The 23,405-nt window shown below is 65.6% G+C and carries 19 protein-coding genes; 8 read left to right on the forward strand and 11 right to left on the reverse strand.

Annotation, left to right across the window (positions count from 1 at the left end):
- Nucleotides 1-328: 328 nt before the first annotated feature.
- Complete coding sequence (locus tag YQ44_RS15560) at nucleotides 329-1,627, reverse strand: maltoporin (protein ID WP_083411881.1); 1,299 nt, start codon at nucleotides 1,625-1,627, stop codon at nucleotides 329-331.
- Nucleotides 1,628-1,972: 345 nt separating this feature from the next.
- Here YQ44_RS15560 and YQ44_RS15565 point away from each other — a divergent pair, with 345 nt between their 5' ends.
- Both YQ44_RS15565 and YQ44_RS15570 read left to right on the forward strand, forming a co-directional pair.
- Nucleotides 1,973-3,886, forward strand: a complete 1,914-nt coding sequence (locus YQ44_RS15565; RefSeq protein WP_083411882.1) for a glucokinase — start codon at nucleotides 1,973-1,975, stop codon at nucleotides 3,884-3,886.
- On the forward strand, nucleotides 3,870-4,967 hold the full coding sequence (locus tag YQ44_RS15570; RefSeq protein ID WP_083411883.1) for a LacI family DNA-binding transcriptional regulator: 1,098 nt from the start codon (nucleotides 3,870-3,872) through the stop codon (nucleotides 4,965-4,967). Before YQ44_RS15565 ends, YQ44_RS15570 begins: the two co-directional genes overlap by 17 nt.
- A gap of 15 nt (nucleotides 4,968-4,982) precedes the next feature.
- Here the strand turns inward: YQ44_RS15570 and YQ44_RS15575 are convergent, their stop codons facing one another.
- The 4 genes from YQ44_RS15575 to YQ44_RS15590 all read right to left on the reverse strand — a co-directional run bounded on the left by YQ44_RS15575 (nucleotide 4,983) and on the right by YQ44_RS15590 (nucleotide 9,042).
- Nucleotides 4,983-5,915 (reverse strand): carbohydrate kinase family protein, encoded by a 933-nt coding sequence (locus tag YQ44_RS15575; RefSeq protein ID WP_071324169.1) that lies wholly within the window; start codon nucleotides 5,913-5,915, stop codon nucleotides 4,983-4,985.
- Nucleotides 5,912-7,126, reverse strand: coding sequence for an AGE family epimerase/isomerase (locus tag YQ44_RS15580; protein WP_071324170.1), 1,215 nt, complete (start codon nucleotides 7,124-7,126; stop codon nucleotides 5,912-5,914). Before YQ44_RS15580 ends, YQ44_RS15575 begins: the two co-directional genes overlap by 4 nt.
- 69 nt (nucleotides 7,127-7,195) lie before the next feature.
- Complete coding sequence (locus tag YQ44_RS15585; RefSeq protein WP_071324171.1) at nucleotides 7,196-8,182, reverse strand: tetratricopeptide repeat protein; 987 nt, start codon at nucleotides 8,180-8,182, stop codon at nucleotides 7,196-7,198.
- The gene (locus YQ44_RS15590; RefSeq protein WP_071324172.1) at nucleotides 8,179-9,042 is read right to left on the reverse strand and encodes a tetratricopeptide repeat protein; all 864 of its coding nucleotides are present in this window, start codon (nucleotides 9,040-9,042) and stop codon (nucleotides 8,179-8,181) included. Before YQ44_RS15590 ends, YQ44_RS15585 begins: the two co-directional genes overlap by 4 nt.
- Before the next feature lie 134 nt (nucleotides 9,043-9,176).
- Here YQ44_RS15590 and YQ44_RS15595 point away from each other — a divergent pair, with 134 nt between their 5' ends.
- Complete coding sequence (locus YQ44_RS15595; protein WP_071324173.1) at nucleotides 9,177-9,569, forward strand: DUF1090 family protein; 393 nt, start codon at nucleotides 9,177-9,179, stop codon at nucleotides 9,567-9,569.
- Here YQ44_RS15595 and mmsB read toward each other — a convergent pair.
- From mmsB to YQ44_RS15610, 3 genes are read right to left on the reverse strand one after another with little or no spacing between them, the layout of a single operon-like run.
- Entirely contained in the window at nucleotides 9,566-10,459 is an 894-nt protein-coding gene (mmsB, locus tag YQ44_RS15600; RefSeq protein WP_071324174.1) for a 3-hydroxyisobutyrate dehydrogenase, read from the reverse strand. The two genes, YQ44_RS15595 and mmsB, sit on opposite strands and share 4 nt — an antisense overlap.
- Before the next feature lie 10 nt (nucleotides 10,460-10,469).
- Complete coding sequence (locus YQ44_RS15605) at nucleotides 10,470-11,984, reverse strand: CoA-acylating methylmalonate-semialdehyde dehydrogenase (protein WP_071324175.1); 1,515 nt, start codon at nucleotides 11,982-11,984, stop codon at nucleotides 10,470-10,472.
- A 26-nt stretch (nucleotides 11,985-12,010) separates the two neighbouring features.
- Nucleotides 12,011-13,228, reverse strand: coding sequence for an ABC transporter substrate-binding protein (locus YQ44_RS15610; protein ID WP_071324176.1), 1,218 nt, complete (start codon nucleotides 13,226-13,228; stop codon nucleotides 12,011-12,013).
- Nucleotides 13,229-13,347: 119 nt separating this feature from the next.
- Between YQ44_RS15610 and YQ44_RS15615 the strand changes: the two genes are divergently transcribed.
- From YQ44_RS15615 to YQ44_RS15625, 3 genes are all read left to right on the forward strand, one after another.
- Nucleotides 13,348-14,265, forward strand: coding sequence for a LysR family transcriptional regulator (locus tag YQ44_RS15615; protein ID WP_071326533.1), 918 nt, complete (start codon nucleotides 13,348-13,350; stop codon nucleotides 14,263-14,265).
- A 52-nt stretch (nucleotides 14,266-14,317) separates the two neighbouring features.
- Entirely contained in the window at nucleotides 14,318-14,848 is a 531-nt protein-coding gene (locus YQ44_RS15620) for an isochorismatase family protein (protein ID WP_071324177.1), read from the forward strand.
- A gap of 108 nt (nucleotides 14,849-14,956) precedes the next feature.
- Entirely contained in the window at nucleotides 14,957-16,834 is a 1,878-nt protein-coding gene (locus tag YQ44_RS15625) for a hypothetical protein (RefSeq protein WP_071324178.1), read from the forward strand.
- A 215-nt stretch (nucleotides 16,835-17,049) separates the two neighbouring features.
- Here the strand turns inward: YQ44_RS15625 and YQ44_RS15630 are convergent, their stop codons facing one another.
- On the reverse strand, nucleotides 17,050-18,213 hold the full coding sequence (locus tag YQ44_RS15630; RefSeq protein WP_071324179.1) for a DUF1624 domain-containing protein: 1,164 nt from the start codon (nucleotides 18,211-18,213) through the stop codon (nucleotides 17,050-17,052).
- Nucleotides 18,214-18,231: 18 nt separating this feature from the next.
- On the reverse strand, nucleotides 18,232-20,340 hold the full coding sequence (locus YQ44_RS15635) for a TonB-dependent siderophore receptor (protein WP_232250912.1): 2,109 nt from the start codon (nucleotides 20,338-20,340) through the stop codon (nucleotides 18,232-18,234).
- A gap of 207 nt (nucleotides 20,341-20,547) precedes the next feature.
- On the opposite strand from YQ44_RS15635, the gene YQ44_RS15640 reads away from it, so the two are divergent.
- Nucleotides 20,548-21,240 (forward strand): hypothetical protein, encoded by a 693-nt coding sequence (locus tag YQ44_RS15640; RefSeq protein ID WP_156894873.1) that lies wholly within the window; start codon nucleotides 20,548-20,550, stop codon nucleotides 21,238-21,240.
- Between the two features lie 113 nt (nucleotides 21,241-21,353).
- On the opposite strand, the gene YQ44_RS15645 is transcribed toward YQ44_RS15640, so the two are convergent.
- Nucleotides 21,354-22,256 carry a LysR family transcriptional regulator gene (locus YQ44_RS15645; RefSeq protein ID WP_071324182.1) on the reverse strand — a complete coding sequence of 301 codons (903 nt, stop codon included), beginning with the start codon at nucleotides 22,254-22,256 and terminating at the stop codon, nucleotides 21,354-21,356.
- A gap of 128 nt (nucleotides 22,257-22,384) precedes the next feature.
- On the opposite strand from YQ44_RS15645, the gene YQ44_RS15650 reads away from it, so the two are divergent.
- Nucleotides 22,385-23,377, forward strand: coding sequence for a zinc-binding dehydrogenase (locus YQ44_RS15650; RefSeq protein WP_198043700.1), 993 nt, complete (start codon nucleotides 22,385-22,387; stop codon nucleotides 23,375-23,377).
- The last annotated feature ends 28 nt before the right edge of the window (nucleotides 23,378-23,405 follow it).

The raw sequence follows: 23,405 nt of genomic DNA on the forward strand, positions 1-23,405 counted from the left end.
GGGGGCCGAAAAAGGTGAAAAATGCGCCTGTACCGGCGCTCTTGTGCTCAGACCCGCTTGCAAACGGGCATCATCTTCAGTGAAAAGACGGCGCCGTGATCCATGACATAGTCATAACACGATTTATATCACGGGACGGCGCCAAAAACGCATCCGCGAAGGATGCGCCAGGTTGATCTGCATTTAAAACCAAATAAACCCCGGACAAAACCGTCGCGGAGGGCTGTGATGCGTGGCCGCGAAGCGCAGCCGTGCTGGACAAGGGGGTACCCAGCCGGTGCGCATCGCAGGCCGCATTCACGGCGCGCGACAGCCTGGATCCGTGTGTTTAGAACCAGGTTTCCACTTGGAAACCGTACGAGGTGCCGCTGGTATTGTTGTTGTAGATCGGGCCGCCGTTGTTCGACGCGTTGACCGAAGCGGTGGCCGCATCGTTCCATTTGCCGTAGGTCACGAAGGCGCGCAGCTCGGGACGCGACCACAGGCCAGGGCCGGCCGAGATCGTCGGCGCGATGGTCAGCTTGGTCAGGCGCTTGGCCGGCAGGCCGCCCGCTTGCGTCACGCGGTCCGTGCCCAGTTCCGTCACCAGCTTGAAGTTGTTGGTGAAGGCGTACACAGGACGCACGCCGATCGAGGTCCAGGTCGAGGAACCGGTGACGTTCGACTCGTCTTTCTGCCACAGGGCGACGAATTCCATGCCGAAGTTTTCCATCGGCTGGATCGCCATGTCATTGAAGATGCGCGTGCGCTTGCGGTCCGAACCGTAGGAAGTGCTGCCCGAGGCGCCCATCTGGCCGTTGCCGTCGCCGCCGATGCCGGGGCCGACGCCATATTGCACGCCGAAGGTGTTGCCGCCGCCGAAGACTTTGCCTTGACGGTGGAATGCCGACAGTTGCCAGCCGTTATGTTTCGGGCCGTAGATGTCGTTGTCCTTGCCTTCGGCCGTGATGATGGTGGCCGCCAGGTCCAGCGTGCCGTTGACGTTGACGGGAATGTCGCCGTAGATGAAGTTCTGGCGCACGGCCGAACGGGTGCCGAGGATGGCGCCCGTGTTCTTGTCGCGGGCGTTGACGTCGTTGTCCTTGAAGAAGGCGTACGAGAATTTGCCGGGGCCCACTGGAATGCGGTCGAGGCCGGCGCCCGTGCCGTTCATATTGATGTACTGCAAGTCCAGCATGTGGATGTCAGGACGGTAGTAGAAACGCTTGCCGACCCAGGCCGTGCCGCCGTTGAGGAAGTCGAGTCCCTGCGCTTCCACGTAGGCCTTGACGATGCCCAGCTTGTTGTCGCCGAAGTCCGAGTTCGGCGCATACGCGTTGACCCAGATGGTGGCCAGGTAGTTCACGCCGCCGGACTTGGCGACGGACTTGGTGTAGCCGAATTCCGTGTAGGCGTCGCACTCATTGCCCAGACGATATTTCATGGTATTGCCGCCCAGACCGAAGCAACCTTGCGAACCGCCGTCGCCGGAGGTATTGCTGCCGGCGCCGGCGCGCAGGTAGCCGTGGAAGCCTTCGGAATCGGATGGATACATGGGGTCGGCAGCAGCGGAACCGCTGGCGATGGCTAAGACGATGGCAGCTGGCAGCGTTTTCAACACGGCCTTCAACATGGTGCGATGCAGCATGGTAAGTCTCCTCAGTAATTTGTTTTTATCTAGTCATTCGTGGCCGAATGTACTGGCCAGAATTCTTTCCAGCAGGGACATAGTAACTATACTACGAACAAATATCAACATATTATGTTGTAATCCTACGACTACTCTGCGACACTTTATTTGCGTCCTGATTTGCCGTTTTATCGGCCTGCTTTTTTCTCCTGCGCTGCCGATTCCTGGCGCCGCAGACCACAATTGCGCGGGCATCCCGCATTTTTCGGCACGCGGGACGTATACGAATTAAAATCCTTGGTTTTTGCCCATAACGACAGTGCGCCGCCATGACAGCGCACGCATACGAGATAAAGCACCGCCATGAAAATTGATGAAAAAATGGAAGTAGCAGGCAGCGATCCGGCGGAGCGCTTCACTGACGGGCCGCGCCTGCTGGCCGACATCGGCGGCACCAATGCCCGCTTCGTGCTCGAAACGCGCCAGGGCCACCTGGAAGCCGTGGCCGTGCTGCCCTGCGACGACTACGCCTCGCTGCTCGACGCCATCACCGCCTACATGGACAGTGCCGACGCGCGCGCCGCCGGTTCGGCGCGCGTGCGCCATGCGGCCATCGCCATCGCCAATCCCATCGACGACGACAATATCCGCATGATGAACCACCACTGGTTCTTCTCGATCGAGGCGATGCGCGAAGCGCTGGGCCTCGACACGCTGCTGGTGGTGAACGATTTCACGGCGCTGGCCATGGCCCTGCCCTATCTGCGCCCCGACCAGCGCCTGCAGATCGGCGGCGGCATGGCGCGCGCCGACAGCGTCATCGGCCTGCTTGGCTCGGGCACGGGCCTGGGCGTGTCGGGCATGATCCCCGCCGAAGACCGCTGGATCGCGCTGGGCAGCGAAGGGGGCCACGTCAGCTTCGCGCCGTGCGACCAGCGCGAGATGGATGTGCTGTCCTATGCCTGGCGCGAACTGTCGCACGTCTCGGCCGAGCGCCTCGCCTCCGGGCGCGGGCTGGAACTGATCTACCGCGCCCTGTCCGACCGCGCCGGCCACCCCGATGCGGCACCGCTGCTGGCGGCCGAAATCACCAGCCGCGCCCTGAACAATGAATGCGAAGTGTGCCTGGAAGCGGTGGACTGCTTCTGCGCCATCCTCGGCTCCATCGCCGGCAACGTGGCCATGACCCTGGGCGCGCTGGGCGGCATCTATATAGGCGGGGGCATCGTGCCGCGCCTGGGTCCCCTGTTCGAGCAGTCGCAGTTCCGCGCCCGCTTCGAGCAGAAGGGCCGCCTGAACGAATACCTGGCGCAGATCCCCACCTTCCTGATCACGGCCGAACTGCCGACCTTCCTCGGCATCGCCGCCATCCTCGCGCAAAAGCTCAAGCGCGCCCATTCCGGCGCGCCCGTGCTGGAATCCGTGCGCCAGGCGCGCGGTCGCATGAGTCCATCGGAATGCAAGGTGGCCGACTGGGTCTTGAAAGAGCCGAATGCCATGCTGACCCTGCCGATTGCCGAAATCGCCCAGCGCGTCGGCGTGAGCCAGCCCACGGTGATGCGTTTCTGCCGCTCGATCGGCGTGCAGGGCCTGGCCGATTTCAAATTGAAGCTGGCGTCCGGCCTGACGGGCGGCGCCATCACGGTGGCGCACTGCCACGTGGAGATATCGGACTCCGACGCCGAACTGGCGCGCAAGGTGCTGGGCAACAACGCCTCGGCAGCCCTCGCCATGCGCGACATGCTCGACGTGAAGGCGCTGACGGCCGCCATCGAACTGCTGCGCGGCGCGCAGCGCGTGGAATTGCTGGCCGTGGGCAGCGCCCGCGTGGTGGCCGACGACATGCAGCAGAAATTGCTCAACCTGGGCATCGTCAGCAGCTTCTTTGCCGACCCGCAGGCACAGGAAATGAGCGCCGCCATGCTGAAGCCGGGCGACGTGGCGCTGGTCATTTCGCGTTCGGGCGCCCTGCCCGAGCTGCTGCGCACCGTCAAGGTGGCGCAAGGCTGCGGCGCGCGGGTGCTGGCGATTACGGCCAGCGGTTCGCCGCTGGCCAAGCTGGCCGACGTGCTGCTGACCCTGAACCACCCGGAAGGCAACCTCAATTTCGTGCCCATGATCGTGCGCCTGCTGCAGCTGATGATGCTCGATATCCTGTCGGTGGGACTGGCGCGGCGCGACACGGCGCAGCGCACCAGCGCCGCCGAACTGGAAGAGGGCCAGTTGCACGGCATGCGCATCAGCGGCAAGCTGAAATTCGGTGGACACCTCGAATAAGGCGGCACAAGCCGCCCTCGACACCGCCAGCGGCGCTACCGTGCACGACGTGGCGCGCCTGGCCGGCGTGTCCGCCATGACGGTGTCGCGCGTGATCAACGGGCGCGCCAGCGTCAGTACGGCCACGCGCGACAAGGTCGAGGCGGCGATAGCCGCCCTGCGCTACCAGCCCAACCTGGCGGCGCGGGCGGCGCGCACGGGCACCCTGCGCATCGGCCTGCTATACAGCAACCCCAGCGCGGCCTTCCTCAGCGAATTCCTCGTCGGTGCCATGGACCAGTGCCGCCAGGGCGGCGGCCAGCTGCTGCTCGAACGCTGCGGCGACCTGGCCAGCCAGCGCGCCGCCATCGACTGCCTGGTGGCGGCCGGCGTGGACGGCATCCTCGTGCCGCCGCCCCTGTGCGATTCGCCGCAAGTGCTGGCGCAGCTGAACAGGATGGGCATCCCCGCCATCGCCGTGGCCACGGCGCGGCCCTCGCCCGATGTATCGGCCGTGCGCATCGACGACTACGAGGGCGCGCTGGCCATGACGCGCCATTTGATCGGGCTCGGCCACCGCGACATCGGCTTCATCGAGGGCGACCCGGAACACACGCCCGCCCTGCTGCGCCGCCAGGCCTTCGAAGACGCCATGCGCGCGGCGGGCCTGGGCGTGCCGCCGCAGCGCGTGGCGCAAGGCTATTTCACGTATCGTTCGGGACTCGACGCGGCGCGCCAGCTGCTGGCCGCCAGCCCGCGTCCGAGCGCCATCTTCGCCAGCAACGACGACATGGCCGCCGCCACCCTGGCCGTGGCGCACGGCATGGGCTTGCAGGTGCCGCTGGAATTGAGCGTATGCGGCTTCGACGACACGCCCGTGGCCACCACCGTCTGGCCCGAGCTGACCACCATCCACCAGCCCATCGCCGACATGGCGCGCGCCGCCGTCAATCTCGTCATCGACGAGATACGCCAGCGCCGCGCGGGCGAAGCGGCGCCCGCCACGCACCACCTGATGGCGTTCACACTGATGGAACGGGCGTCGTCGGGACAATGTTCTCCGGGGGCGCACATGCCGGCCACGAAACGACTCCCCCGCTAAGCCGCTGAGCGTGCCTTAGCGCACCACGGTGCGCTGCGCCAGCGACTCCACCAGCGCCACGGACGGCGGCGATCCGCCCGCCGCCAGGCAGGCGCCCGCGCCCGCCGCGACGGCAAAGCGCAAGTGCTGGCCGCCGTCCGCATCGGGCCGGTACATCAGGCTGTACAGCAAGCCGCCGATGCTGGCGTCGCCCGCGCCCACGGAATCGACCACCTCGATCTGCGGCGGCGCCGCCTGCCAGACCTGTTCGCCCCGGTACAGGGCCGCGCCCTGCGCGCCGCAGGTGTACAGATACGTGGCCTGCGGGTTCCAGCTGCGCAAGGCGGCAAACGCGCCATTGACGTCATCGTGGCGGAACAGGCCCGCCAAATCCTCGTCGGACACCTTCACCACGTCGGCCAGCTCCGTCATGCGGCGCAGGGTGGCGTCGTAGCGCTCATCCATCATGACGCGGAAATTCGGGTCGTAGCTGATCTTCACGCCGGCCGCCTTCAGTTCCTGCGCCAGCGCCACCAGCTTGCCCGCCAGCGGTTCGCGGGCCAGGCTGATGCCGCCGAAATGCACCCACTGCGCCGCCTGCATCCAGCCGGCCGGCAGCAGGGCCGCGTCGAAATGCAGGTCGGCGCTGTCGTCGCCGATGAAATAATAGGTGGGCGGATGCAGTTCATGCACAATGGCCAGCAGCGGCGACTTCGCATAGCGCTGCAGGAAGCGCATGTCCAGGCCCGCCACGTCGGTCGCTTGCGCCAGCGCGTCGCCGAACACGTCGCGGCTGACGCCACCGGCAAAGGCGCTGGGCACGCCCAGGCGCGCCATCACGCGCGCCACGTTCCAGGTCGAACCGCCCACCTGGCTGCTCCACTGGTCGGCGCCGGTGCGCAGCATGTCCGTCAGCGCCTCGCCGGCCGAGACGAAAGCAGGGAAATTGGGAAAAGCGGCGGCGCTCATGCGGCACCGCCAATCACGTTCAGCACTTCATAGCAGGCGCCCATGGTGTGGTAATCGACCTTGCCGGCCGGGCTTTTCTCGTTGCTGATTTTCTGGTTTTCCGGCGTGAGGATGCGGTACCAGGCGCCGTGCTCGTGATCGACGAAGTGGCTCCAGCTGTAGTCCCAGATCCTGTCATAGCTGTGCCAGTACGCTGCGTCGCCCGTGCGCGCGGCCAGCACGGCGGCGGCGGCGAAGCTTTCGGCCTGCACCCAGAAGTATTTGTCGCCATCGCAGATCTCGTCCTGCGGGCCGAAACCATAGAAAATGCCGCCATGCGCCTCATCCCAGGCCTTGGCCAGCGCCGTGTCGTACAGTTCGCGCGCGCGCGGCAGCAGCCAGCTTGAGGAGCCGGCCATGAATCTGGCGTGGCGCTCCATGATCAGCAGCAGCTTGGCCCACTCCGTGAAATGGCCGGGCTGGTAGCCCCAGGGGCGGAAGATATTGCTCTTGTCGTGCAGGTTGTATTCCCAGTCGATCGACCAGTCGGGCTTGTAGTGTTCCCAGATCATGCCGCCGGCCAGTGCCGCCTGGCGCACGGTGATGTTGTGCGCGAGGGTCTCCGCGCGGTGCAGGTAGCGCGCCTCGCCCGTCGCCTCAAACGCGGCCAGCATGGCTTCGCAGGCGTGCATATTGGCGTTCTGGCCCCGGTAGCCGTCCAGCGTGGACCAGTCGGCGCTGGCCACGTCCGCATACAGGCCGTGCTCGGGCAGCCAGAAGCGCTGCTCCATCAATTCGAAGGTTTCGTCCAGGTAGGCGCGTGCTTCCGCCATCCCCGCCTGCAGGGCGTGCGCATACGCGAGCAGCACGAAGGCCAGGCCGTAGCAGTGATTGGCGCCGTCTTCGACCGTTTTGACGCCGTCTTGCCACCGCAGTTGCCAGGCATAGCCGCCCGTGACGGGGTCGCGGTGCACGTCGCGCAAAAAGGCCACGCCGTGGCGCAACGCCGCCTGGTAATCGTCATCGCCAAAATGGCGGTAAGCCATGGCGTAATTGAAGATGAAGCGCGTGCTGCTGACCAGGTGGCGCGTGCCGGCGTCGTAGACGGTGCCGTCGTCGAGGAAGAAGTGATAGAAGCCGCCACTGGAATCGATGGCGCGCGGGTGATAGAAACGCATGGTGTGCAAAATATGCGCTTCGAGCATGCCCTTGGAGCGAAAATCGGGATTCATGAATGTCTCATCGTCATTGTTATCGATAACAACGATGATAGCATGCCGTTTTTGCGCCGTCTCGGTCTATCAGGGGGCGGGCGCCACGCGCAGCTTTTCGCGCCACAGCGCCGCCCGCATGGGACTGGCCGGCTGCCCCAGTTCGCCGTTCTCGAACACTTGCACCAGCCTTTGCATCGCCTCTTCGTCGCCCTGCTTGGCTGCCAGCAGATACAGTTCGAACGGCTGCGGCGCCGGGCCTTGTCGCGTGGGGCCGCCCCGGCCCTGCTCCAGCAGGCGCGCAAAACCCGTCTGGCCGGGCGGGCTTTTCGCGATGGCCGCCAGCTCATACCAGCCCAGGGCCGCCTCGTCGCTCTGCTGCACGCCCTGCCCCACTTCATACGAATAGGCGACATTGTTCAAGCCGGGCGGATCGAGCGCCTTGGCCGCCAACATGTACCAGCTGAACGCCTCCTGGCGCTGCGCCTCGTCCTTCGCCGTCATCATCAGGCGGTAGCCGATTTCATTGTAGGCGGGGATAAAGCCGTTCTCGGCGTAGAACTTCAGCCAGTGCAGCGCGTGCGCCTGTTCCTCGGGGCTGCTGTGGATATTTTCAAAGTGCATGGCCACCGTGAAGTTGGCCAGTTCCACGCCTTGTGCGGCGCCCTTGCGCGACCAGTACTCGCCCAGTTTGCGGTCCACCGCCATGCCCTGGCCCAGCGTCAAGGCCACGCCGAGGAAGGCTTGCGCCGGACCATGGCCGCCTTCGGCCGATTTCTTCATCCACGCCAGGCCGGCGTCGTAGTCGCGCGGCGTGCCCTCGCCTTCGTGCAGCATCTGCGCCAGCTCCAGCTGGGCGGCGCTGTCGCCCCCTTCCGCGGCCAGCCGCGCCTTGCCGAAGGCGGCGACTTTTTCCGGCGACAGGTCGGCCGGGCGGCTGACCACGGCCTGCACGCGCGCGCGCATCTCATCGAGTCCCCGGGTATCGAATTCGGCCAGCGCCGGATGCTGGCGCGGCGCTTGAGCGGACGCCGGCTGCGCCAGCGCCAGGCTCAATACAAACAGGATCATCTTCATTTCTTTTCTGCCTCTGCCAGCCTGTCACGCCATTCGGCGGCGTCCTCGGCACTCGCCTGTTGCCCCAGTTCGCCTTTGACATACACTTCGATCATGCGCCGCATGGCGGGCTTGTCTCCGCTCCATCCCGCCCGCTCGTACCAGACCAGGGCCCACTTGTCCGACTGCGCCACGCCCAGGCCCAGTTCGTGTGCGCGGGCCAGGTTGCGCATGCCGGCCGGCTCCTTTTCGCGCGCCGACCTGTAATACCAGTGGAAAGCCTCGCCGCGATCCTGTTCATCGACGGCGGCGCGCATCAGGTGCTCGCCCAGCGCATTGTAGGCGGGCACAAAGTGCTGCTCGTTCGCCGCCGCCTTCAGCCAGGTGATGGCCAGCGCCTGTTCTTCGGCAGGGCTGGCGCCATCGATGAATTCCAGCGCCAGGATGGTTTGCGCCTCTGCGTCGCCCTGCGCCACGCCCTTGCGCAGCCAGTATTCACCCTGCACGCGGTCGACGGGCACCTTGCCACCCACCGTGTAGGCCACCCCCATGGCCGCTTGCGCCGGCGCATAGCCGCCTTCGGCCGACTTGCGTATCCAGGCCATCGACCGCGCCGTGTCTTGCGGCGTGCCGACGCCCAGCTGCAGCATGCGCGCCAGTTCCAGCTGCGCCTCGACGTCGCCCGCTTCGGCCGCGCGCCGGGCCTGCTCAAACTCGGCGATGCTTTCCGGGCTGCTGGTCCGCGCCTCGGCCCTCGCCTCGGCCCTGGCCTCGATGGCGAGCAGCTGCAGGTCGAGCAAGGTGGGCGAGGCTTGCGCCATGACAGGGAGCGGCAGCAGCAGCGGAAGCAATGGCAGCAGCGACAGTGATTTCTTGGACATGCGGCGGAATCGGGAAGCAGAAAACACGCATGGTAGCCGATGCCACGCTGGGGAGGCGCGCACTGCACGGGAAGTTTGACAGGGCACGCTGGCAGGCTTACATTGCACGAGCCCACCACTTACACAGGAATGCCATGAACCGTCTATCCAAAACCGCCCTGACCTTGCTCATCGCCCTCGCCGCCAGCGGTGCCGCCAGCGCCGCCGACACCCAGTTGACGGGCTGCGCCGCCAAGCGCGAAAGCATCCGCAGCGAATTGCGCCAGGCGCAGGAACAGGGCTTGTCCGACAAGGTCGCCGGCCTGACGCGCGCGCTCGACGAAGTCAACGCCCACTGCCGCGACAGTACCCTGGTCGAGCGCCACAACAAGAAAATCGTCAAGGCACAGGCCAAGGTAAACCAGACGGAGCGCTCGCTGCGCCTGGCCCAGGAAGCGAACAAGGAGCCGAAGAAAATCGCCAAGCTGGAAGGCAAGCTGGAAAAAGCCAGGGCCGAACTGGCCGCCCTGCAAGCCCAGCAGCCTTAGGCTTTCTCGCCCAGCATCTGGTAGATGCTGGAAAAATCCAGCGCGCCCGACCCCGCCTTGCTGTGCATGCTGTACAGATTGCGCGACAAGGCGCCCAGCGGCACCGCGGCGCCGCTGGCCAGCGCGCTTTCCACGGCCAGGCCCAGGTCTTTCAGCATCAGATCCACGCCAAAGCCGCCCGTGTAGCCACGCGACGCGGGCACGTTCTCGGCCACGCCCGGACACGGGTTGTACACCTCCAGGGTCCAGTTGCGGCCCGAGCTTTTCGCCATCACGTCCGACACCACCTTCGGATCCAGGCCATTCGCCACGCCCAGGCGTATGGCTTCGCTGGTGCCGATCATGAGTATGCCCAGCAGCATGTTGTTGCAGATCTTGACCGTCTGGCCGCTGCCCGATGCGCCCGCGTGGAAGATGGCCTTGCCCATGGTTTCCAGGTAAGGGCGCGCCACCGCCAGCGCGGACTCCTCGCCGCCCACCATGAAGGTCAGCGTGCCGTTGGCGGCGCCCGCCGTGCCGCCCGAGACGCGGGCGTCCAGCATCGGCAAGCCCTTCTCCTGCGCCGCGCGGCCCACCTGGCGCGCCGCCTCGGTGGAAATCGTCGAGCAGTCGATCAGCAGGGTGCCGGGCCGCGCCTGCGCCAGGATGCCCGCCTCGCCAAGGTAGGCGACCAGCACGTGGCGGCTGGCCGGCAGCATGGTGATGACGATGTCGGCGGCCTGGATCGCGGCCCCCTGGTCATCGGAGACGAGGCCGCCGCCGTCGGCAAACTGCTTCACGCTGGCCGGCAGCAAGTCAAAGCCCGTGACGGCATGGCCGGCCCGCACGAGGTTTTGCGCCATGGGCAAGCCCATGTTGCCCAGGCCGATAAAAACGATGTTGCTGCCCATGGCCGCCCCCTTATTTCATCGCAATGGTGGTGTTGACGCCGCTGCCGCCATCGTCCGGGGCAAACCAGCGCGCCGTGACGGTCTTGGTCTGCGTCCAGAAATACAGCGCCTGCTTGCCGTTCGGGCCCAGGTCGCCCAGTTTCGACGCGCGCGAGCCCGTGAAGCTGAAATAGGCGACGGGCACGGGAATGGCCACGTTGATGCCCACCTGGCCGACGTCGATCTCGTTCTGGAACTTGCGCCCCGCCCAGCCGGACGAAGTGAAGATCGAGGTGCCGTTGCCGTTCGGGTTGGCGTTGATGAAGGCGATGGCCTGGTCCAGCGTATCGGTCTCGACGACGCACATGGCGGGACCGAAAATCTCCTGCGTGTAGACGGAATTGGACGCTGCCACCTTCGAGAAAATCGTCGGCCCCATGAAATTGCCGCCCTCGTAGCCCGCCACCTTGTGGCCGCGGCCATCGAGCAGCAGCTGCGCGCCTTCGTCCACGCCGGCCTGGATCAGCTTTTCCGCGCGCTGCATGGCGGCCTTCGACACCATCGGGCCCAGGTCGGCATCGCGGTCGCTGCCCGGCCCCACTTTCAGGGCCTTCGAGCGGGCGACGATTTCCGGCAGCCAGGAACGCGCCTCGCCCACCAGCACGACGACGGAATTGGCCATGCAGCGCTGGCCGGCCGCGCCGAAGGCGGCGCCGATCAGGTTATTGATGGCCTGTTCCTTGTTGGCGTCAGCCAGCACCACGCAATGGTTTTTCGCGCCCATCATCGACTGCGCGCGCTTGCCCGATTCGCTCGCGCGGCGGTACACATGCGTGCCCACGTGGGTGGAGCCGATGAAGGAGACGGCCTTGATGTCGGGATGGTCGCACAGCATGTTGACGACGTCGGCGCCGCCGTGCACGACGTTCAGGACGCCGGCCGGCAAGCCCGCCTGGTACATCAGCTCGACCAGGTACATCGACGAGGACGGGTCCTGCTCCGACGGTTTCAGCACGAAGGTATTGCCGCAGGCGATGGCAATCGGGAACATGAAGCACGGCAGCATGACGGGGAAGTTGAACGCCGTGATGCCGGCGCCCACGCCCAGCGGCTGGTAGATATTGTAGACATCGACGCCGGTGGCCGCGTTTTCCGCGATCTCGCCCAGCTGCAGGGTGGCGATCGAGCACGCGTGCTCCACCACCTCCAGGCCGCGCATCACCTCCCCTTCCGCGTCGGGCAGGGTCTTGCCGTGTTCGCGCGTGATCAGCTCGGCCAAGGTAGCGATATTTTCGCGGATCAGGTGCTGGTACTTGAGCATGATGCGCATGCGCGCGGCCAGCGGCGTGTTGCGCCAAGTCTTGAACGCTTCCTTGGCCGTGGCGACGGCCAGGTTGACTTCGTCCGGCGTGGAAAACGGCACCTTGGCGACGATTTCCTGCGTGGCCGGGTTGACGACATCGCGCCATTCGGTGCTGTTCGATGCGTGATGCTTGCCGCCGATATGCAGGGGGACGGCGGGGACTTGGGTCAGGGCTTGGTTCATGTGAGGCTCCGTAAGGTGTTCGGTGATTATTTCTTGACCAGGTTGCATGCGGCCGCATCCATCGGCTTGAAGGCCTGGTCGGCGGGAATGGTGGACAGCACTTTCAGGTAATCCCACGCGCCCTTCGATTCGGCCGGGGTTTTCACCTGCACCAGGTACATATCGTGGATGACGCGGCCGTCGGGGCGGATCGAGGCATTGTTCATGACGGCGTCCTTGATCGGCAGCTGGCGCATCTTGTCGGCGACGATCTTCGAATCGTCGCTCTTCGCCGCTGCCACCGATTTCAGGTAGTGGTAGACGCTCGAATACACGCCCGCCTGCACCATGGTCGGCTTGGCGCCCTTGTTGAGCGCCTCGAAGCGCTTGGCGAACGCGCGGCTGCGGTCATCGTAGTCCCAGTAAAAACCGTCCGCATAGACGAGGCCCTGCGCCGTGTCCAGGCCCAGCGCATGCACGTCGGACAGGAACACGAGCAAGGCGGCCAGGCGCTGGTCCTTGCCGCTGCCGATGCGGAATTCGCGCGCCTGCTTGATGGCCGACACCGTGTCGGCGCCGCCGTTGGCCAGGCCGATCACCTGCGCCTTCGAGCCTTGCGCCTGCACCAGGAAGGACGAGAAATCGGACGCGTTCAGCGGATGGCGCACGGCGCCCAGCACCGTGCCGCCATTGCGCTTGACGACATCGCTGGCGTCTTTTTCCAGCGAGTGGCCGAACGCATAGTCGACGGTGACGAAGTACCACGACTTCTGGCCCAGCTTCGTCAGCGCCGCCGCCGTGCCGGCCGCCTGCGAATACGTGTCGAACATCCAGTGGAAGCCGTTCGGCGAGCAGTCTTCATTGGTCAGGCGCCCCGTGGCGGGGCCGCTGAACATGGCGATGCCGCCCTTCTCCTTCATCAGCTTTTGCACGGACAGGGCCACCGAGGAATTGGTCAGGTCGGCGATGGCGTCGACCTTGTCGCGGTCGATCCACTCGCGCGCCTTCGAGGCGGCGATGTCGGCCTTGTTCAGGTGGTCGGCCGACAGGATTTCGATCTTCATGCCCTTGCATTCGGCTTTCAGGCAATCCTCGACGGCCATCTGGCTGGCGACGACGGAGCCGCGCCCGCCCATGGCCGAATACGGGCCGGACATGTCGGTCAGGATGCCGACCTTGACGACGCCGTCGGAAATCTGCGCCTGCGCGCCGGTGCAGGACAGGGTGAGCGCCAGCGCGCCCAGGGCCAGAACGGTTTGTTTCATGCTTGTCTCCAGGTGGATAAGTTTTCTTATATGTTTAGATGCATTCTGCATGTGTAAAAATATGCGCTCAAGTGAAATTAATGCATAATTCCTTTGCAAAAATGCACAAGGAGAAAAAAGTGCTCGATTGGGACAATGTACGGGTGTTTCTGGAGCTGACGCGCAGCGCCGGCCTCGTGGATGCGGCGAAAAAACTGGGCATCGACCATTCCACCGTGTCGCGGCGCATGCGCAAGTTCGAAGAGCAGGTGGGCACGCAGCTGTTCGACCGCAACTACGTGGGCTACCAGCTGACGCCGGAGGGCCACCGCCTGATGGAATACGCGGAAACGATGGAAAGCACGGTGTTTGCCGCCACCGAGGAGCTGGGCGAACATAACCGGCTGCTGTCGGGCCAGGTGCGCCTGGGCGCCACCGAGGGCTTCGGCGCCGTCGTGCTGGCGCCGCACCTGGCGCACTTTTGCGGGCGCTACCCGCACATCAGCGTCGACCTGATCGCCGTGCCCCGTTTCGTCAGCCTGTCCAAGCGCGAGGCGGACGTGGCCATCTCCATCGAGCGGCCCCAGTCCGGCCCCTACGTGGTGACGAAGCTGTCCGACTACCGGCTCAAACTGTACGCCACCCCAAGCTACCTGGCGCGCCATGCGCCGATCACCAGCGTGGCGCAACTGGCGCAGCACCCGATCATCGGCTATGTGGACGACCTGGTCTTCAGCGCGGAGCTGCGCTACATGGACAATGTGGCGCCCGACTCCCTGCGCGCGTTTCGCAGCACCAGCGTGATCGCGCAATACCATGCGGCGCGCGCGGGCCAGGCGCTGGCCATCCTGCCCTGCTTCGTGGCGCAGCAATCGAACGAGCTGGTGCCCGTGCTCGACGGCGAGATCGACCTGCTGCGCGCCTTCTGGATGATCTCGCCGAGCGAGCGGCGCAACATCGCCCGGGTCAGCGCCCTGTGGAATTACCTGCGGACCGCCATCGAACTGAATCATGCCTACCTGATGGGAGAAACGGCCACGCCCAGCTGGCCCGCCTGAACCAGCCGCGGCGCGCTACACTGTCGCCACAGACTAATTAAAGGAGGATGCGATGCTGATGGATGCCAGCCAGGCCGTACTGGTGATAGTCGACCTGCAGGGCCGCTTGATGCCGGCCATCCACGACGCCGGCCTCGTGCTGGCACAAAACCTGCGCCTGGCAAAGATCGCCCGCCTGCTCGATGTGCCCGTGCTGGGCACGGAGCAGAACCGCCAGGGACTGGGGCCGAATGTGGAGGAAATCGCCGCGCTGTGCCAGCAGACCTTGCACAAGACGCATTTCGGCGCCTGTGCCGACGGCTTGCAGGCCATCCTGCCGCCCGGGCGCAGACAGATCGTCGTCACGGGCTGCGAAGCGCATGTCTGCCTGCTGCAGACGGCCATCGGCTTGCTGGAGCTCGGCTATGAGGTGATCGTCGCCATCGACGCCGTCGGCTCGCGCCAGGCGGCCAGCCGCGACGCCGCCCTGGCCCGCCTGGACAGGCTGGGCGCCCACCTGGTGACGGTCGAGATGCTGGCCTTCGAATGGGTGCGCGATTGCAAGCACCCGCGTTTCCGCGAAGTGCTGACGTTAATTAAATAATACGCGAGGTTTAAGCCAGATCAAGCCCATCGACGCCCCATTTGCTAGCTTGGTAACAGCGCCGCCTTTCCGCGCGGTGCGCCTGTTCCAACCAGCAAGGGAGCCATCATGGCCTACATCCTACGCGGCAAGCTGTGCGGCCTGATTTGCGCCGAGTGTCCTGAGCCGTTGTCCCACGTCACCGTGCGCCTGTACCGGCCGCGCGAGACGCAGAACGTCACGGCCCTGGCCGTGGCCAGCGCCAAGGAAACCTTCGCCATCCTCAGCGACGAGGAAGTGCAGGCCAAGGCCCCGTTCCTGCTGGCCGAGGCGCGTACGGATGCCGACGGCAACTACAGCTTCACCCTGGGCGACAACGAGCAATACCATGGCGAGGCCGTCGAGGTCGACATCCTGTGCCCCAGCGTGCCGCACCTGAAGCCGGGGCCGAAGGATCCCGTGCCGCTGCAGTTTTCCATCACCACCCTCCAGCCGCGCTGGCGCCAGGTCGACAATGATTTCCTCGCCGTCTGGGACTACTGCCTGCCGCAACGCTTCTGGTGCCTGGTGCGCGCCCGCTTCGGCGCCTGGACCATCTGCGGCCGCCTGCGCACCTGCGACGCGCCGCACACGCCGATCGCCGGCGCCACCGTGCGCGCGTTCGACGCGGACTGGCTGCAGGACGACGCGCTCGGCGACGCCGTCACCGATGCCACGGGCCGCTTCCGCATCGACTACCTGACGTCCGACTTCACGCTCACGCCGTTCTCGCCCTTCATCAACGTGGAATTTGCCAGCGGACCCGACGTGTATTTCACGGCGCAGCTGGGCAGCGTCACCATCCTGTCGGAAACCCAGGCCAACGGACGCCAGCCGGGCCGCGAAAACGTGGGCCACTGTTTCTGCGTAGAACTGTGTTCGAAAGACGTCCTGCCGCCCGATGTGGAGGGCGTGCCCCACTGGCAGCAGGTGGAAGTGTTCGACATCCACCCGTTTCCCGCGCCGGCCGGCTTCTCGGCGCAAGGCTATGCGGGCGGCGCCGGCGCCTCGTATGTGTTCGGCGGCGGCGTCACCTTGAAAGGCAATTGCCCGCTGCGCAACAGCGCCATTCCCGCCAACCCGCTCGAATACCGCTTCCTCATCGGCGAATGGACGTGGCCGGGCGGCAGCGACGACCCCACGGCCCTGCCCTCGGTGGCGCCGGCCAGCCTGGCGCCGCTGACGCAAATCCTCGGCACCCATGTCGGCTATGTGTTTTACACGAATGGACTGGGCCTGGGCGACTCGGCACAGGTCATCGTCGATGCAGGCGACTTGAAGCCCGGCGGCTGGATACGCGTCGACGGCAAGCCCGTCACGGTGGACATGCGCGACGGCACGACGGCCACCGTCAACGTGGCGCCCAATATCTTCCTGCGCACCTTCGACTTGCTCACCGTAAATACGCCGGCCATCACCAGCCTGCATCCGGCCAAGCTGCCGGGCGGCTTGCCGCTGCCCGACGCGGGCCGCAGCCTGACGGCGGCCGAGAGCGAGCCGATACGCCGCTACCGCCTGGGCTTCGAGGTGCGCGACGGCACCAGCCTGGCGCCCGTGGCCAGCGACGGGCTCGATGCCATCGTCTTCGACAACTCGCCCGTCATCGTGGCGCTGGACCTGGAAGAGCTGCGCAGCAATGCCTGCAACCCCATCGCGGGCGGCCTCGTGCATATTCTGTACACGATCGACCATCCGCACCTGCGCTTTTTCAACATCACGATTTCCAACAACAATGGCATCCAGCATCCGCCGCCACCGATGCCGGCCGCCAGCTTCACGCCACCGCCGCCACCCGGCAATTATTTGTTCCGTGGCGGCGCGGGCGGGCCGCATCTGTCGGGCAACAATGGCGGCTTCCCCGTCAACGTGGCGCTCGATCCGCCATGCGCCTACCGCGTGGCCATCACATGGCAAACGCGGCACTACCTGGCATCGGCGCATAGCATAGACCGCCTCTACTGCAAATAAGGCGTAAAAGCCTGCTGCGCGTCGCCACTGGCGGCCGGCGGTGCGCACGGTGTCGGCGCTCCTGTCTCGACGGCTCCGCCTTGGCGGCGCCATCTCGGCAGTCCCCCCTCGGCGGCCCCGTGCCTGGTACGGTTCCGCGCTTTGGGCCGGCGGGGGCGCCGGGCCTCGCTGCCGCTCGCTACGGCATGCCATGCGTTATTGCTGGTCAGGGCTGGTCAGAAATAGCGCACCCAGGCTTGCTTCGAGTTGCGCTTGTAGCGGGCAAAGGCGCGGCAGGGAAAGTACAGCACGGGCATCAAGGCCAGCGCCAGCAGCCACACTTGCCAGATGTGCTCGACACCATGGCGGTTGCCGTGCTTGGCGCCCAGCACGGCCGTCAGGGTCAGGCCGATGGCCAGCAGCAGGTACAGATGCAGCAGGTAATAAAACATGGGGGCGCCGCCAAACGTGGCGCAGGCGCGCGTGAACCAGTTATCGATGCGTTCCAGCCAGGCCAGACCCAGCAGGCCCAGGCCCAGGGTGAACAGCAGGAAGTCGAGCGACGGCGGATACTTGGTGAAATTAAGCATGCTCATGGCCGTGCGCAAGGCCGTGTCGCCCGCCACCCACGGCAAGGTTTCGCCATAGAGATTCAAACCGCGCAGCACGGCCAGCAGCAGCAAGCCGCCGCCGCCCAGGGCCAGCAGCCAGCGCCGCCTGGCCGCAGGAGCAAAGGCGCGGGCGTACAAGGGACCGGCCGCATAGCCGAGCACGATCACGCCTATCCACGGCAGCAGCGGATAGCTGACCTTGATCTTCATGGCGCCATCGGCCACCAGGTAGCCGCGCTGCAACAGCACCGTCAGCAGGTAATAGGCAACGCTGCCCTCTTCCGCGCGCAGTCCCGTGAGCACATGCTGGCCGGCGATCGTCGCCACGCCCAGCGCCACCAATAGCGGCACAGGCAATCGATGCAGCACGGCCAGCGCCATCATGGCCAGGCCGATGACCCAGATCACCTGCAAGTACAGCACGGCCGGTGGAAAGGCGCCGCTCCACGCGAAGTTGACGAACACGAGTTCCAGCACGACCAGCAGCAAGCCCCGCTTGAACAGGAAACCGGCCGCGCTGCGGGGGCCGGAAGCCGGGTGCGCATACAGCCAGGCCGACAGGCCCGTCAGGAAAACGAACATGGGCGCGCACACGTGGGCGGCCAGGCGCGTGAAGAACAGGGCCGGATCGACGCTGGCAGCTTCCATCGGATCGCTTACCTGGTGGTGCAGGAAGACGGTTTCACGCACATGGTCGAACAGCATGATCAGCATGACGAGGCCGCGCATCACGTCGATGACGGCAATGCGCGTGCGCAGGGTGGCGGGGAAAGTCAGTGGCATGGTCATTATTTTCAGAAACAGCAATTAAAAACGGTAGTGCGCCTGCAGGGTCAGCGTGCGCTCGGCCCCCGGCGCCACCCACAGGGGGCTGTAGGAACTGGCGTAATAGCGGCGGTTGAACAGGTTGTCCACGTTCAAGGCCAGACGCAGCTTCGTCGTTGGCGAATAGGACGCCAGCAGCCTGGCCGTCGTGTAGGCGGGCAAGGTGAACTTGCTGCTGACGGCCACGTCGCCCAGGCGCTCGCCCACGTATTGAACCCCGCCGCCCACGCTGGCCGTGCCCGCGCCCAGCGCGAATTGCTGCGTAGCCAGGATATTGGCGCCATGGCGCGGCACGTTGGCAAAGCGGCTGCCCGTGACGATGGTGTTGTCGCCGCGCGTGACGGTGGCGTCCGTGTACGCGTAGGCGCCCGACACGCGCAGGCCGCGCGCCAGTTCGCCCGACACATCGAGTTCCAGGCCCCGGCTGCCCACTTCGCCCGCCGCGATGGCGAAGTCCGTATTGGCGGGATTCGTCGTCAGCACATTGCTCTTGCGAATGTCGTAGACGGCCACCGTGCCCGTCAGCTTGCCCGTCTCCAGCTTGGCGCCCAGCTCATACGAACGGCTGCGCTCGGCCGGGAACGCCTGATTGGCGATACTGATGCCGCTGTTCGGCCGGAAGCCCTTCGCCGCGCTCGCATACAGCGACCACGTTTTCGACGGCCGGTACACGAGTCCCGCGCGCGGGCTGGTGGCCGACAGCGACTGGCGGTTGCTGACGTTTAAGCGATTGTTCGTCACGTCCTGCGTGTACGTATCGTGGCGCACGCCGACCAGCGCCTTCCAGTGCGCGCCCAGGCCGAGCTGGTCCTGCAGGTACAGGCCGCGCGCCCGCTGCCCTTCCTGCGTGTCGATGGACAGGGCCAGCGGCGCGGCTTGGCCGCCGTACACGGGCGCATAAATGTCGATCGCATACGGGTTGGCGCTGGACGGATTGCGGCGCAGCTGCACGCGATGGTCTTCGAAATGATACGCATCGACGCCGGCCAGCACTTCGTGCGCCAGCGCGCCCGTCGTGAACTTGCCCAGCAGTTCGATCCTGGCCGACACATCGGTGGCCGAGAAATCGCGGTGGCGACGCTGGCGGTTCAAGGTACGCCCATCGGCCAAGAGCTTGTTCGCCTCGGTCGAATAGCCGCTCAATGCGCTGTCGCGGTAGGAAGCGCCCGCCTGCAGCGTCCAGGCGTCGGACAGCGCGTGGTGGATGAACAGCTGCTGCCCCAGCGACTTGACCGTCATGGGGCCGTCACCTGGTTCGCCGAGAAAGCGCGACACGGGCACGGCACCGAGCCGGCCGTTCACGGCCAGCACGCCGCGGTCGAACGGCGCGCGCTGCCGCACCGCCTCGATTTCGTACGACACGCTCGTGTGCTCGCCAGCCAGCCACAGGAACGAGGGCGAAAACAGGCTGCGCTCGACGGTGAGCGTGTCGCGGAAGCTGTGTCCCGCCTCATGCGCCGCATTCAGGCGGTAGGCGACGGTGTCGCTCAACGGCCCCGTCAAATCCAGGGCCGCGCGGCGCGTGCGGAAACTGCCGAGGGAAACATCGGCGCTGTATTCGGGCGCGAACTTCGGCTTCTTCGTCGCGATATTGACGGTGCCGCCCGGCTCGCCCCGGCCGTACAGGGCCGACGCCGGGCCTTTCAGCACTTCCACGTTCTGCGTATTGGCGGCGTCGCGCATGCCGTTGTAGCCGCGGCTGGAACTGAAGCCGTTGACCATGTAGTCGGAGCCGAAGCTCGGGTCGCCCGTGAAGCCGCGCATGGCATAGCTGTCCCACAGGCCGCCCAGCGGACTTTGCCTGGCGATGCCGCTGGCCAGTTCCAGCGCGCCGGCCAGGGTCGTCACGCCCGCGTCGCGCAGCAAGTCGCCGGTGAGCACGCGCACGCTTTGCGGCAAGTCCATCAACAAGGCGTCCGTCTTGGTGGCGCCCGTGGCCAACAGGCTGCGGTAATGCTGGCGCTCGCCGCTGACGGTGACGACGTCCGGCAGCGGCACTGCCGCCGCTTCGGCATCGGGCCCGGCCGCCAGCGCCAGGGGGCTGGCGGCGGCCAGCAGCAGCGCCATCGGACGCCGGAAAGGGAGGGACATGGGAATTCCTGAGAAAAAATGAGATGCAAACGGATTGCATTATAAATGATAATTCATTCTCATTAATGACTTCCTCGGCATCGCCACCTTCCTGCAATTGATACAGCACAGACTTGGTCGCGTACGCGATAGCCATTCCCGCGTTTGCGCATCACACTGAATGTCGACCTCAAACCCTGAATATCGACCTCAAACCGGAGAATTGGCATGCTACGTACAATCAATTGCCTGCATCGCCTGCCGCATATGCTCTTGCTGCTCGCATTATCACTGAATGCCCAGGCACAGTCGTTCAAGCTGTGGCAACCAGGCACGTTTTCGGATTTCGAATACAAGCCGGCAAGCCTGTGCGCGGATTGCTATGTACAGCTGGTGGAAGTGACTGCGCCCGCCACGGGCATCGTTGTGAGCGGCAGCGATCCCGCCTGCGGCACCAATGAAGTCACGACATTCTTTGATGTCGTCGGTGCGGCCGTGGCAACGCACATCGATCCGGATGCGTCCGCCAACCTGGCAGAACTGGGCAAGCGCCTGGTTTACCGCTCCGTGCGTAATCAGGTGGGCGGTTCATTCCAGACATTTCTCGACGCCAATGGTCCTCGTAGTCCATATGCCAACTGCGCGCCCATTGCCGCACTCATTCCCGCCGATGCGATGGTGACGACCATACATCTGGGTATTAACGACCTTGCCGCCGGACCCGGCAGCTGCCTGCCCGGAACAGACTGTTCCACAGGCTATGCGCGCTTTCTCAATGCTCCAGAGGTAAGGTCGGTTGCCAATGGCGGGCAAATCGTTGCCACCACGTTTGCCAACTGGTCGCACGACAGAGACAGGGTGGGCAGGATGTTCGTCGTCTTTCGCATGCCGGATGGCAAGATACCGATCACCTATGAGTGACTTCGAAAAAATTCCACACCAGACATAGGATGTAAGGCTGATCCGACCGCACATGGTTTTTTGAGCACGCCGAAAAACAAGGTGGGTTCATCCTGCCCGCAAGCTATCGTCGTTCATGCTTGTTCGCGAAAAACTTGCGCGAGAAATTCGACGAACACTTGCACCTTGGCCGCGCGCAGCTGGCGCGGGTGGAACAGCGCCCACACGTCGGGGCCGCGCGTGCGGAACGGCTGCAGCACGGGCACCAGGCTGCCCTCGCGCAGGGGTTGCAACACGGAAACGGAGAGCGCCTGCACGATGCCGCAGCCGGCCTGGGCGGCGGCAAGCATCGATTCGATATGGTCGAAGGCCACGGTGGCGGGCGGGGTATGCGCCTGGATGCCGCCGTCGTCCTCGTCCTGGAACAGCCACGGCCGCACCTGGCGCGATTTCGGATATAAAAAATGCAGGCAGGCAAACTGGTCCAGTTCCTGCGGTGACCGCGGCATGCCGTGCCGGGCGATGAAGTCGGGCGACGCGCAGCACAGGTAATCCATGGCAAACAGGCTGCGCGCCACCAGCGCGGAATCCTGCGGCGCGCCGATGCGCAGCATGACGTCGACGCCCTCCTCCACCATGTCGATCAGGCGGTCGCTGACCGTCAGGCGCAGGGAGATGTCGGGATAGGCGGCGATAAAGCGGGGCAAGGCGGGCGCCACCATGTTGCGGCTGATGCTGCTGGGCATATCCACGCGCAGGCTGCCCGAGGGACGCTCGGCCGCCTGCTGCAAACCCGATTCCAGCGCCGCCATGCCAGCCAGCACCTGGCGCGCCTGCGCATGGCATTGCAAGCCTTCGGCCGTCAGCGACATGCTGCGCGTCGTGCGCTGCAACAGGCGCACGCCAAAGTGCTTTTCCAGCGCTGCCACCTGGTTCGTCACGGACGAGGTGGAAATGCCGAGGCGCTGCGCCGCCTTGCTGAAACCGCCCACCTCGACCACGGCGCAAAACACTTGCATCGCTTCCAGCCTGTCCATGCCCGCTCCCCTCGCTCATCGTAGCTGGCGATTATCCACGATACTGAAATAGTGCATCGCGCCATGCCCCGTTTTTCTTTGCCGGCATGCCGCCTAGACTGGCCGCATCACCCCAACCGGAGAAACTGATGCAAGCCCTCGTCCTCAACGCCTTTGCCGCCCCCATGACCATCGCCTCCCTGCCCGTACCGCGGCCGGGGCCGGGGCCGGGACAGGTCCTCGTGCGCATCGCCGCCAGCGGCGTCAATCCGCTCGACACGAAAATCGCCGCCGGCGCCGCACCGCATGCCCGGCCGCGCCTGCCCGCCATCCTCGGCGTCGACCTGGCCGGCACGGTGGCGGCCGTCGGCGACGGCGTGACGCAATTTGCCATCGGCGAGCGGGTCTACGGCATGGCGGGCGGCATCGCCGGCATTCCCGGCTCGCTGGCCGAGTACGGCGTCTTCGAGGCGGCCCTGCTGGCGCCCGTACCGGCAGCGCTGAGCTTGCGCAAAGCGGCTGCCCTGCCCCTCGTCTTCATCACGGCCTGGGAAGGCCTCGTCGAGCGCGCCCACGTGAAGGCGGGCGACATGGTGCTCGTGCACGGCGGCGCGGGCGGCGTGGGCCACATGGCCGTGCAGCTGGCCGTGAGTATGGGCGCCAAGGTATTTGCCACGGGCAGCGCCGCCAGCCGCGGCGCCATCGAGGCGCTGGGCGCCCGCTTCATCGATTACGGCGCAAGCGAGGTGGACGACTACGTGGCCGAGCACACGGGCGGCGCCGGTTTTGACATAGTCTACGACACGGTGGGCGGCGCCACGCTGGAGGCCAGCTTCAAGGCGGCAAGAATCCACGGCGGCCACGTCGTCAGCTGCCTGGGCTGGGGCACGTTTTCCCTGAGCCCGCTGACGGCGCGCGCGGCCAGCTATTCGGGCGTGTTCACCCTGCTGCCGCTGCTGAGCGGCAAGGGCCACGCGCGCCATGGCGCCATCCTGCGCGAAGCGAACAGGCTGATCGAGGCCGGCCAGCTGCAGGTGCGGCTCGATCCTCGCCGCTACACGCTGGGCACGGCTGAGGAAGCGCATGCGGCGCAGATGGATGGCAGCGCGCGCGGCAAGCTGGTGGTGGAGTTGGGTGACTGAGCGATGAACCATGGCTTGTCTATCCCAG

It is taken from the genome of Janthinobacterium sp. 1_2014MBL_MicDiv (genome assembly GCF_001865675.1).
Classification (GTDB): Bacteria; Pseudomonadota; Gammaproteobacteria; order Burkholderiales; family Burkholderiaceae_D; genus Janthinobacterium.